We start from the raw sequence: 12,139 nt of genomic DNA on the forward strand, positions 1-12,139 counted from the left end.
AAATATTTGAATTTAGAAAACTTACAAAAATCATCTTGACAAACTCGTTCCCGAAGGTACGGGATATCGAGCAAAGACTCGATTTGCAAAATTCTTTAATATCCCCGAAATTATGACTATGTTTCGTGAGGTTGCAGATATTCAGACTGCGGATATGCTTAAATTACCTGTACCAAAAGCGGAATATCATAATATAGCGGTTGAGCCTACCGAAATTCAACGTGAAATGGTAGCCGAACTCGGCGAACGTGCGGAAGATGTCCGCAACAATAAGGTTGACCCTACTGTTGATAATATGTTAAAAATCACAAATGACGGACGTAAACTTGCTCTTGACCAACGATTAATGAATGATAGGCTTCCTGATGAAGAAGGCACAAAATTGTCTGTTTGTGCAAACAATGTTTTCGATATATGGAAAAAAACATCGGATTTCAAAGGTACGCAGCTTATTTTTTGCGACACTTCCACACCTAAAAAAGATGGTACGTTTAATGTGTATGATGATATTCGACAAAAACTAATAGATAAGGGCGTACCCGAAAGTGATATTGAATACATACATAATGCAGATACCGATGTGAAGAAAAAAGAATTGTTTGCAAAAGTGCGAAGTGGTGATGTGCGTATTCTACTTGGCTCAACGCAGAAAATGGGTGCAGGTACAAATGCCCAAACGCTATTATATGCATTACACGATATAGATTGCCCGTGGCGACCGTCGGACTTGGAGCAGCGTGCCGGAAGAATTATCCGTCAAGGCAATACGAACGATACTGTACATATTTACCGTTATGTCACCAAAGACACATTTGACAGTTACAGTTATCAGCTTGTTGAGAACAAGCAAAAATTTATATCACAAATAATGACGTCAAAAGCCCCTGTCAGAATGGCAGAGGATATTGACGAAACCGCCTTATCGTATGCCGAGATTAAGGCACTTGCCACAGGCAATCCACACATCAAGGAAAAGATGGAACTTGATACTGAAATAGCAAAATTAAAGCTATTGAAGTCAAATTTTATGAGTGAAATTTATGACCTTGAAAATAAGGTAATAAAATTCTATCCAAAGGAAATACAAAGGCTTACGGAACAGATTGCAGGTGCAGAAAAAGATATTAATGTAGTCAAGCAACACCCGAAACAGGAAGATACATTTAATACTATGACGATTGACGGAGTCGGTTATTATGAAAAGGATAAAGCAGGTGCGGCACTTATAGAACGGTGTAAAACAATGACTTCAACCGACCCTACCATTATCGGTGAATACAGAGGTTTTAAAATGATTTTATCGTTTGACTCGTTGTATAAAATGCACAGGCTTACACTTCAAAATTCACGGTCATATACACTCGAAATTGGTACTGATGTGTTCGGTAATATTCAACGTATCGACAACGCACTTGCAAGCATTCCAAAATTAAAAAAGGATTGCGAGCAAACTCTTATAGAAACAAAAAAGCAATTTGAAATTGCAAAGGTTGAGAGCAAAAAGGAATTTCCGCGTGAAACAGAGCTTGCAAGTAAAATCAAGCGTGTTGCCGCACTTGACGCATTGTTAAATGTTGATAAAAAACACAGTGAGATTATGGATATCCCCGATGAAACACCTCAAAAAAATGTATCAATGGAAAGATGATTATGATAAAAACTCTACAATAAAAGGTGGAATAAAAAATGAGAAAATTTGAAAACGGACTTAAAGTTATCGGCACGGACTTAGGGTATGGAAATATAAAAACCGCTAATACCGTAACGCCGACAGGACTTACCGTATACGATACCGAGCCTATATTTCAGGGCAATACTCTTGAATACAACGGAAAGTATTACCGTGTCGGTGAAAATCACAAAGAATTTATTGCCGATAAATCTGTTGACGATGATTTTTACATATTAAACCTTATGGCAGTTGCTCGCGAGTTGCAACGCACAGGAACATATACTGCAAGTGTTTATCTTGCGACAGGCTTACCTATTACTTGGGTACGCACACAGCGTAACAGTTTCAAAGCATATCTTATGAAAAATACGCTTGTGGATTTCCGATACAACGGCAATGATTTTCATATTAAGTTTGTTGGGTGCAGCATTTATCCGCAATGCTACCCCGCTATTGTTGAGCATATCCACGAATTTAAGGGAACAAATATTCTTGCCGACATCGGTAACGGTACAATGAATATCCTATACATTCAAAATAAAAAACCTATCGAAATTAAATCGTGGACTGAAAAACTCGGAGTTAATCAATGTGTTATCCGTATTAAAAATACCGTTATGGATATGTACGGTGTAAAAATTGATGATAGCATTGTGGAACAGTATTTACGTTTCGGCAAAGCTGATGTTTCGGACAAATATCTGCAAATACTTCATAAAACCACTACGGAATATGCCACAGATATTTTCGCAGCATTACGCAAATATGAATACAACTCCGACTTGATGAAACTGTATATAATCGGCGGTGGCGGCTGTATTGTAAAGAATTTCGCAGACTATGATAAAGAGCGTGTCATCATAATTGATGATATATGTGCCGCCGCAAAAGGTTTTGAATACCTCGCATATATGCAGTTAAATAGGAGGTCATAACAATATGGACATACATCAATGCTCTGTCAGATTTAACGACAATAATATCAATCAGCACAAGGCGTGGGAATATCTCCAACACAGAGATACGAAAAAATATCCGTCCTATGCAGCACTTATTGCAGAATCTGTCGTCTACTTTATTGAACAAGATAATACACGCACCGAAAATAAAATAATCGAACAGGAAAACAAGCTGATTGATAAGATATGTAAGGCTGTACAAAAATGTATTGCGGACGCATTATCAAGCGAAATTCTGAAACAGGTTTTTAATTCCGATAAAAATTCGGAAGATAATATCGAATCTGAAAGCAATATATCCGATGTTGATTGGGATTACTTATGCGGTAATGATAATTGATATATAAAAATACGCATTTGATGTCAAACAAGATATCAAATTAGCTTGAAATGATAGCAAATCGAAAGCAAAACAAGATAATTTGATTTAATCAAAAATTAATACAAAATTCGTGCTATCAGATTCAGTTAAAATGATATCAAGATTGATATTAAAAATATACAAAATGATGTAAAGGTGGTTAAAATGCAGAACTATAAATCAGAAATAATTACAAGTAAGGTTTTTAATATAAGGGCTAATACGGCACAGGAAGCATTAGATTTCATATCACACGCATATTTAAACAGTGATATTGTTGATACAAACAACGCAAATACGCAGTTTGTACTATTTTCCTGTAAGTCAAATAACGGTACGGACAATGGCGAATATATGGCGGTCAGAAACGGCAATAGTTTTGATATTGTAAATATGAACAATCAATAATACTGTCAAGGCTTTGCCTTTGGTACGGGCAAGCATAGCATTTTGCTATCCAAAATGCAACTTGTTAGTGGCTTCGCCCCTAAAACCCCAACGATTGAAGGTGGTAATATTGAGGAAACGCAATCAAGCGATATTGATACGCTTAACCGATAATGAAAAAAATCATTTGCAACGTCAAGCTGCTAATGCAGGTTTGAAAATGGAGCCGTTTATACGAAAGCTGATAATGGGAGTTAATATAAGTCCACGTCCGCCGAGTAATATTGTAAATCTTATACGAGAAGTAAACCGTATCGGTAATAATATAAATCAGATTGCAAAAAAGGTAAATTCGGAAAACTGCATAAATCAAACACAGCTTGACGAAATACTGCACTTGCTCGGTGAAATATATCGTGAGGTCAAAAACTGATGGCGATTGTAAAAGTTTATGCCGTGCGAAACAAACTGCACCGAGCAATAAATTATGCAGCTAACGAAGAAAAAACCTCACTTGAAAGATTAATCGGTTATGCCGCCAATCCCGACAAGACAGAACAACGTATATTTGAAAGCGTTTTAAACTGTACTTCGGTTGAAACTGCCTTTGATGAAATGACCGCTACAAAACGGAAATACAGTAAAGAGGATAAAGTCCTTGCCTATCACTATATACAGTCCTTTAGTCCGGGAGAAGTAACACCCGAACTTGCACATAGTATTGGAGTACAATTTGCAAATGAATGTTTCGGTGATAGATTTGAGGTAGTTATAGGAACGCACCTTGACCGCAAACATCTACATAATCATATAGTTGTAAATTCCGTTTCATTTTTAGATGGCGGCAAATTTCGCTCTACTCCTAAAAGCTATTATAATGTAATCCGCAAAATTTCAGACAGGCTTTGCATAGAAAATGAACTATCCGTCATAGACAATCCAATTCACAAAGGTATGCACTATGCGGAATGGAAATCATCAAATGATGGCAAGCCTACAATCCGTTCTCAAGTACGCGAAGAACTTGATGAGATTATAAAATCATCATACACAATGCAAATATTCTGGAAGGAACTCGAACGACGCGGATATACTGTACATCGAAAAGGCAACAATATAAAATATACGTCTATCATTCCCCCATTCGGTAAAAGACCGATAAGGCTTGACAAACTCGGCAATGAATATACCGAAAAAGCAATACAAGAACGTATTATAGCAGAGCGAAACGGTATCCGTACTATGTCACCATCACAGCAAAAGAAAATATATAAATATAACGGAAATCTTAAAAAAGTACCGCGAAAAAAACTTAAAGGATTTCAAGCATTGTATTTTCATTACCTGTACTTGTTTAAGAAAATCCGCAAAAAACAGACACCTCAAAGGGTGTCATTTTTTATGCGTGATGAAATCATCAAATTTGAACGCTATCAAAAGCAGTTTAAGTTTTTATATATTCACGGAATAGAAAATGCAGAGCAATTACAGAAATATCAAACCGTGCAGGAACAGCGGATTGAGGACTTAACGGGAAATCGAAAAAAATTATACACTGAAAGGGATAAAACCAATGAACAAGCGGAAATCATACAACAAATTTCTAAAATCAATGACACACTCAAAATTTGCCGTGCAGATGTCAGAATGTGCAAGGCAATATTTGCAGACGCAAACCGCGTCAAAGAAAAGTATAATCAGGCACAGAAATTACAGACACAAGCAATGAAACACGAAAAACAATCTCGAACAAAGGAGGTAGTAGACAATGAACTCAAGTGGAGAAGTCGCTGATTTAATGGTAAAAGAGGGTATTCAGATTACCGAATCAAGCGTAAAGCTAATGGCACTCGGTGCAAAAAATCTTGCCGCAATCATAATAGCCCTCAATGACGATAAGTTGCAAGGTAAAACAAGTCTAAAAAAACTGCTTAAAGCGGAAAAACCGCTATGTATTATGCAGATTAAAGAAAATGACTTAAAAGCATTTAATACAGAATCTAAAAAATACGGTGTACTGTTTACCGCAGTATCAGATAAAACTAACGATACGGGAATTTGCGATATTATCGCCAAACAGGAAGATGTAACAAAATTAAATTACATTATGGAAAAACTCGGCTATGCTGCCCCCGCTATTGAAAATACTCCCGATAAAGAGAATACAGAAGTAGCTCAAGATAAATCACAATCAAAAAACTCAGCACCCCGCGTGAAAGAAAATCCGTCAGACGGCAGATATACAAAACGCGGGGATACGGAACGAATGGGCAACAATTCTAAACCGTCTGTAAAAAATCAGATAAATAACATTAAGGCACAACGGGCAAAGAAACAAGCGGGACGCAATCCTGTTCGTCAGCATACGCGTACTGCACCAAAAATCAAGAAAGAGAGATAACGACAATGTGTTGTATTCATAGAATTGATGTATCGACTTATTTTAAGACGATTTTTATGTAAGAAATCATTAAACCTATATAGAATTTATGGAGGATTTACAAATGAACATAAAATTTAAGAACAAACTCAAGAAATTTTTATCAAGCATAATGGCAGCAGGAATGATTATGAGCCTTATTCCGTCAGTCAGCTTTGCCGCACAGTCAAATGAATATGTAGACCCTGCCGATGTATGGATTGAAGCGAACGGCAGAGCAAGTGAGTTTGATATAAACGCAACAGTAACTACGGGAACTATTTTCTGCCCTATATGCGATATGCCTACAACAAATATTTCATACCGCGTACCCGAATATACGCGTACAGGTGAAACAGCAATGAACCGTGGTGTTTATTATTCAGACGGTACTTGCATAGATGGAGTGAGCAAAGGCAATCTTGATGACGGAACACCGGGCGTTGACGCATTTTATACCGGCTATCATTGGACAAAATCAGTTTGCCAAAACTGCGGTACAATAAATTCCGTTGACGGAGTTAATTCGTACTCGTGTGGCAAAGATGTATATTCTATCAATCCGTGCGACAGTAATTTTTTTATCGATTTTGATAATACGTCATATACACCGTACAATAGCAAAACGCATACAACAGACGCAAAGAAAGGAAAGTATTGTCAATTTTGCAAAGGTACATATACACGCACAACCTCAAAACAGGAAAATCACGATTTCGCCGAAATAATTTACGGCGAATTGGGAAATCAGCGTTTTCATATTACGGCAGATTGTAATGATTGCGGATATACAAAAAACGAATATATAGCTGCAAAATCAGTAGTACAAAGTTATTACGGTAATGTAGACGGAAAATCGCACAGTATAACGGTAGCCGATTTATCTGAAAACGGTGTACATACAAGTATCCGCTACGGAACAGAGGCGAATAAATGCAATAAAACCTCTGCACCGAATTATACGGACGCAGGATATTATCCTGTATACTACGAAATTGATTATAGCTATGGTGGCGAGAATATGACTGAAAATGGCGTCAGCTATGTATGGCTATTATCCGACAATTCGTCATCCAATACAAACAACGGTCATAATCACGATTATCGCTATCTTGAAACGATAAGTCCGACGTGTACAGAGTTAGGCTATGACCGTTTTCAGTGTAACGAGTGTGGAGCATTACAAAAAAGAAACTACACCCCTGCAACAGGACACGATTATAATACTATTGTAATCCGTGACGCAAGTTGCCAACAGGGCGGTTTGGAATTACACGCGTGTAAGTCTTGCGGAAGTTATTACACTGAAAATACATCAATGACAGACCATAAGTATCAGACCAATACTGTTGCCGCTACTTGTACAGTAAACGGATATACAGAGCATATTTGCATTAACTGCGGATTCAAATATATTTCAGATTTAACACCTATTGCAAAGCACGATTACAGACCGACGATAACCGCACCAACCTGCAAAGCAAAAGGCTTTACAACATATAAATGCAGAAATTGTGATGATACCTATATTTCTGATTATACTGAGCCAAGCGGTCACCAATGGGACGAAGGACATATTATAACAAATTCGACGTGTGAAAGCGACGGCGTTATGGAATATGATTGTAAACAGTGTGATGAAAAGATGATAAAGGCTGTCAGTGCAAACGGACACACACCGGGTGCTGCGGCTACTTGTACGCAACCGCAAATTTGTGAGAACTGCAATGCGATTTTAGAATTACCGAAAGGACATTCATATTCTGAAACTGTAACCAAGCCGACTTGTACCACTATGGGATATACGACTTATTCTTGTGAAAATTGCGATAACTCATATATAGGCAATTACACAGATAAAACATCACATAATTACAAATCGACTGTAACTGCTCCGACTTGTACTACTATGGGATATACAACATACACTTGTGTAGATTGTAAAGATAGTTATGTAAGCGATTATACCGACAAATTAGCACATAATTATATTGCAGATGTAACCGCACCGACTTGTACTACTATGGGATATACAACATATACTTGTGCAGATTGTGGCGAGAATTATGTAAGTGACTATACAGAGGTATTGCCGCATAATTACAATAAGAAAACGGTAGAGCCGACATGTACATCACAAGGCTATACAATATATACTTGCTCTGATTGTGGCAAAGAATATATCGGTGATGAACAACAACCGACAAAACATAACTATATATCAGATGTAACCGCACCAACTTGTACGGAACTCGGATATACTACCTACACTTGCAAAAATTGTGGTGAAACACACAAGTCAGATTATATTGAGGCAACAGGACATAAACTGTCAGATTGGATAATCGATACTCCTGCGACAATAGAACAAAACGGCAAAAAGCATATTGAGTGTGTAATCTGCGGTACGGTTATAAACACAGTCGAAATCCCAAAGCTACCTAACAATGATAATTCTGATGAGGACGGTCATTCTCGTGTCGGAGATTATAACATTTTGATTACCGACAAAAATAATAAACCTATTTTCAACAGTGAAATCAGCATTGACACAAACGATAATCTTACAATCAAACTTCCCAATGGACGTTTACTGTCGGCAGAGGATATAACGACAATTACAGTGACATATACTGAAACACAACAACCTGCGGAAAATCTGAACATATTTATAAGTGATACAATGAATAACGCAGCAACAGGCAGAACAGACGCTAACGGTCAGCTCTCAGTACCGAACACAAATTCATCAACAGGCAATACAAACGGCACTGTTGCAGATAAGGACAAGACCTATGTTGTAATTGTTACTGATAAAAACGGCGAACTTATCCCGAATTGCTATGTGACTGTCGGTGATAACTACTCTATTGATGTTAAACTTCCGACAAACACAGCCTTTAACAATGATAATCGTGTGACGATTACAGTAGTAAATGAAAAAGGTGAGCCTATAAACAGACTACGCGTACAGGTTGTAGGCGATAATGATTTTATTGAAAGCGGATATACAAATATCAAAGGTCAACTTACACTTCCTATATCTAATAGCGATATTACAGATGACAATGGTAATGCCGATGTCGGAGAAATTAAGGGCGATAAAATATATGATTATACAGTTGTTGTATCAGATGAACAAGGCTTTATAAAAAATGCCCTTATAACACTTGTAGTAGATGATAACGCTGTACTCGTATGCCTACCTGACGGAAAAGTAATTGATTACTATAACCGTACTACTGTTAAAGTAACAAAAACAGACGGAACACCTGTTGAGGATTGGAAAGTAACAGTCTATAATAAGGACGGAAGTGGCATAAGAACAGAAGTGACGGACAAGGACGGAATTGTTATAGTACCACCGCTTAATGAAGCTCCTATATCAAAGCCTACTGCTACTCCAACACCTGATACAAATGCTACACCATTGCCGGGTGTAACACCGACACCAAGCAGCAAGCCTAACGAAACAGATAAACCGAGCGAAACAAAAACGCCTGTGTTACCTGACAATCCGACAAAAACAGACAAGCCTAATGAGCCTACTCCTACTCCGAATATTGGTGACGGCTCGGTAGTACAGAATAAAAACTACAAGTACAAGGTATTCGTATGGGATAATGATGGTGTAATTTCAGAATTTGGACTTATTAAGTTGCTTGAAAACGGTAATATTGAAATAGAATTACCGACAAATAAAACACTCAATCCAGAAAACAAAATATACGTTAAGGTTATAAATGCAGATAATGAAACAGCAATCAAAGGTATCACGGTAAACGTAACAGACGCAGCAAAAAATACTGCTTCCGATATTACAAACATTAACGGTATTGCGGTTGTGCCTGTTTCAGATACTGATATTACTGACCGAAACGGATATGCACAAGTAATCGAGGACGAAAAAACATATAATATTGTTGTCGAGGACACAAAGACTAAGATTGAAAATGCCGTTGTAAAAATAAAAGGCGGTAAAATCAGCATTATACTTCCCGATGGAAATGTGCTTGATACAACAAATCAGACTACTGTAACAGTAACCGACAAAGATAATGCACCTGTTAAGGATATTAATATCACTGTTACTGACAAGAACAACAAAACCGCAACAAAAGCCACGGACGAAAACGGAAAAATCACCGTACCGGTTAAGACTTCAACAAGTGGTGGCGGCTCATCTTCAGGAGGAAGTGGCGGCAGCAGCTATGTCAGACCATCATATATTGTCAAAGTAATCGACAAAGATGGTAAAATCATAAATGTCAATAAGACAATAAAAGATGATAAAATCACTTTAACACTTCCGAATGGCAATACGCTTGACGATAATTATTACACCATTACTGTAACCGACAAAAACGGCAAAGTTGCACCGAATATTGATGTTACTCTCAAAGACAAAACTAATTCCGTGAACGGTAAAACCGATACAAACGGTCAAGTTATTATGCCGTTGTCGGAGCATAAATCATATATTGTTGGCTATCCAGACGGAACATTCCTCCCTGACGACGATATGTCAAGAGCCGAAGCGGCTGCTATATTTGCCCGTCTTATCTCGGAAGAAAAAGGCGAAACAATAAGCGGTAAATCGTCATTTAAGGATACTGACAAAAACGGTTGGTATGCAGACTATATCGGTTATCTTGAAAAATACAAGATTATTGAGGGATATAACGACGGTACATTTAAACCTGACGCACCTGTTACAAGAGCAGAATTTGTTTCTATGTCTGTACGCTATTATTCACTGTTCAACGATGTTAATAAAGACGGCTATACTGTAAAATATACAGATGTAAATAAAAATTATTGGGCATATGACGATATTGCATATGCAAAAAATATTGGTTGGCTCAATGGATATAGTGATGGCTCGTTCCGTGGTGATAATAAGATTACGCGTGCAGAGGTTGTTACAGTTGTTAATCGTGCAACAGGAAGGACTGCGGATAAGGAATTTGTAAAGGATAATTTCACAAAACTTAATCGCTTTACTGATGTAACCGACAGTAGTAAGTGGTACTTCTTTGAGGTAAACGAATCCGCAAATACTCATAAAACCGTTCCTTTTTCAAAGGCAGAAACTTGGATAAAATTTGATACACTCATAGAAAAGCAATTCATATAGATTGCTTTTCTGAGATGTCTTTGGTATAATCTATTTAATAGATAAATTAAAGTTTCTGGAGGAAAGTATTATATGCTACAATCAATTTTTGAATGGATATATAACAATGCAATGGCGATATTTATTTCATCATTTATATCATTTTTGCTTTCAAAAAAATATTATGATAAAGCAAATAGAGAAAATGTACTTATGACAGTTGTTTTTCCAGTTATTCAAATATTAAATCACAATAAATACTCAAGCGAAGATTACGAAAAACTTTGTGAAATTATGTCTAATTACTCAATTCGCTATCTTAATAAAAACGAACGCAACAAACTATTAAGATTAATAAATAGTTATAAAGATATAAGCAGATATGAAAAAGAAAAAGCAGACACCGATTCTATAATGTTATATTATGAAGATACATTAAAGAAAAATGGTATAAACCCCAAACCTTGTGTATTAACGGATTTTGAAGGAGAAGTTGTAGCAGATGACTATCCGCCAGACTACAATATCTTAAAATGTCAGATTTATGATATTGTTTCATCAAATGAATTTTATATATCATTAAATGAATTTCCGCGCTTATCAAATAGTTGTACAGATAGTATTGTGAATATACTTGACTCTTATACCAATCAATTCTATACATCTGAAAAAATATCATTGTTTGATGATTACGGAATAACAGAAATTATTAGACAATCTCCTATTACAAAACGATGGGCTGAAAAATTTAATGCGTTCAAAAAAAGTCAACAAGATTTTTTGAATTTAGCCATTTCAAAAAAAATATCAAAGATATTAGATTATTCGAAATCAAAATAAAAGTATGGTTTATTGAGCATATAATTATACATAAAGTAAGTAAAATAACAAAATTAAGGGAGCAACATTAATTGTTGTTTCTTTTTTTGTATTGAAAGGAATTGATGAGTATGCGAAATTTACACATAAAGAGATGTGATAGCAGTTGAACAGACAAGACAACAAGAAAAATATGATAATTATGTTTATACTACTTATCCCTATTGTAATATGGTTGGCGTTAAAGGTTGCAATGTGTTACAGTACGAAATTAAAACTATTTGATATGCTCCCGCTTTTAACCGCCAGCCTTAATCAACCGTTATATTTACATTTAAACGAGTATAGTATAAATGAACCGACCCCCAAAAGTTAGACCAAAAATCTAACTATTGGGAGGTCGGTT

General features: G+C 36.4%; 9 protein-coding genes. All 9 read left to right on the forward strand.

Annotation, left to right across the window (positions count from 1 at the left end; all coding sequences use genetic code 11):
• Positions 1–118: 118 nt before the first annotated feature.
• Positions 119–1,648: a helicase-related protein gene (locus ACLTU0_RS07620; RefSeq protein ID WP_412321898.1), complete on the forward strand. Its 1,530-nt coding sequence runs from the start codon at positions 119–121 to the stop codon at positions 1,646–1,648.
• Between the two features lie 38 nt (positions 1,649–1,686).
• Entirely contained in the window at positions 1,687–2,607 is a 921-nt protein-coding gene (locus tag ACLTU0_RS07625; RefSeq protein ID WP_412321899.1) for a ParM/StbA family protein, read from the forward strand.
• A 4-nt stretch (positions 2,608–2,611) separates the two neighbouring features.
• Positions 2,612–2,971 (forward strand): hypothetical protein, encoded by a 360-nt coding sequence (locus ACLTU0_RS07630; protein WP_412321901.1) that lies wholly within the window; start codon positions 2,612–2,614, stop codon positions 2,969–2,971.
• 186 nt (positions 2,972–3,157) lie between these two features.
• Complete coding sequence (locus tag ACLTU0_RS07635; protein ID WP_412321902.1) at positions 3,158–3,400, forward strand: hypothetical protein; 243 nt, start codon at positions 3,158–3,160, stop codon at positions 3,398–3,400.
• A 109-nt stretch (positions 3,401–3,509) separates the two neighbouring features.
• Positions 3,510–3,812, forward strand: coding sequence for a plasmid mobilization protein (locus ACLTU0_RS07640; RefSeq protein ID WP_412321903.1), 303 nt, complete (start codon positions 3,510–3,512; stop codon positions 3,810–3,812).
• Positions 3,812–5,173 (forward strand): relaxase/mobilization nuclease domain-containing protein, encoded by a 1,362-nt coding sequence (locus ACLTU0_RS07645; RefSeq protein WP_412321905.1) that lies wholly within the window; start codon positions 3,812–3,814, stop codon positions 5,171–5,173. Before ACLTU0_RS07640 ends, ACLTU0_RS07645 begins: the two co-directional genes overlap by 1 nt.
• Positions 5,148–5,780, forward strand: coding sequence for a PcfB family protein (locus tag ACLTU0_RS07650; RefSeq protein WP_412321906.1), 633 nt, complete (start codon positions 5,148–5,150; stop codon positions 5,778–5,780). The genes ACLTU0_RS07645 and ACLTU0_RS07650 overlap by 26 nt, the downstream gene beginning before the upstream one ends.
• Positions 5,781–5,883: 103 nt before the next feature.
• Complete coding sequence (locus tag ACLTU0_RS07655; protein WP_412321908.1) at positions 5,884–10,935, forward strand: S-layer homology domain-containing protein; 5,052 nt, start codon at positions 5,884–5,886, stop codon at positions 10,933–10,935.
• Positions 10,936–11,007: 72 nt separating this feature from the next.
• Positions 11,008–11,754, forward strand: a complete 747-nt coding sequence (locus ACLTU0_RS07660; RefSeq protein WP_412321910.1) for a hypothetical protein — start codon at positions 11,008–11,010, stop codon at positions 11,752–11,754.
• Positions 11,755–12,139 lie beyond the last annotated feature (385 nt).

The organism is Hominilimicola sp., assembly GCF_046972485.1.
Lineage (GTDB): Bacteria > Bacillota > Clostridia > UBA1381 > UBA1381 > Hominilimicola > Hominilimicola fabiformis.

What these genes read in the sequence shown, in the direction of transcription:
- ACLTU0_RS07660 (WP_412321910.1), top strand. Translation starts at nt 11,008, where the DNA reads ATGCTACAATCAATTTTTGAATGGATATATAACAATGCAATGGCGATA.
- ACLTU0_RS07635 (WP_412321902.1), top strand. Translation starts at nt 3,158, where the DNA reads ATGCAGAACTATAAATCAGAAATAATTACAAGTAAGGTTTTTAATATA.
- ACLTU0_RS07645 (WP_412321905.1), top strand. Translation starts at nt 3,812, where the DNA reads ATGGCGATTGTAAAAGTTTATGCCGTGCGAAACAAACTGCACCGAGCA.
- ACLTU0_RS07625 (WP_412321899.1), top strand. Translation starts at nt 1,687, where the DNA reads ATGAGAAAATTTGAAAACGGACTTAAAGTTATCGGCACGGACTTAGGG.
- ACLTU0_RS07650 (WP_412321906.1), top strand. Translation starts at nt 5,148, where the DNA reads ATGAACTCAAGTGGAGAAGTCGCTGATTTAATGGTAAAAGAGGGTATT.
- ACLTU0_RS07655 (WP_412321908.1), top strand. Translation starts at nt 5,884, where the DNA reads ATGAACATAAAATTTAAGAACAAACTCAAGAAATTTTTATCAAGCATA.
- ACLTU0_RS07620 (WP_412321898.1), top strand. Translation starts at nt 119, where the DNA reads ATGTTTCGTGAGGTTGCAGATATTCAGACTGCGGATATGCTTAAATTA.
- ACLTU0_RS07630 (WP_412321901.1), top strand. Translation starts at nt 2,612, where the DNA reads ATGGACATACATCAATGCTCTGTCAGATTTAACGACAATAATATCAAT.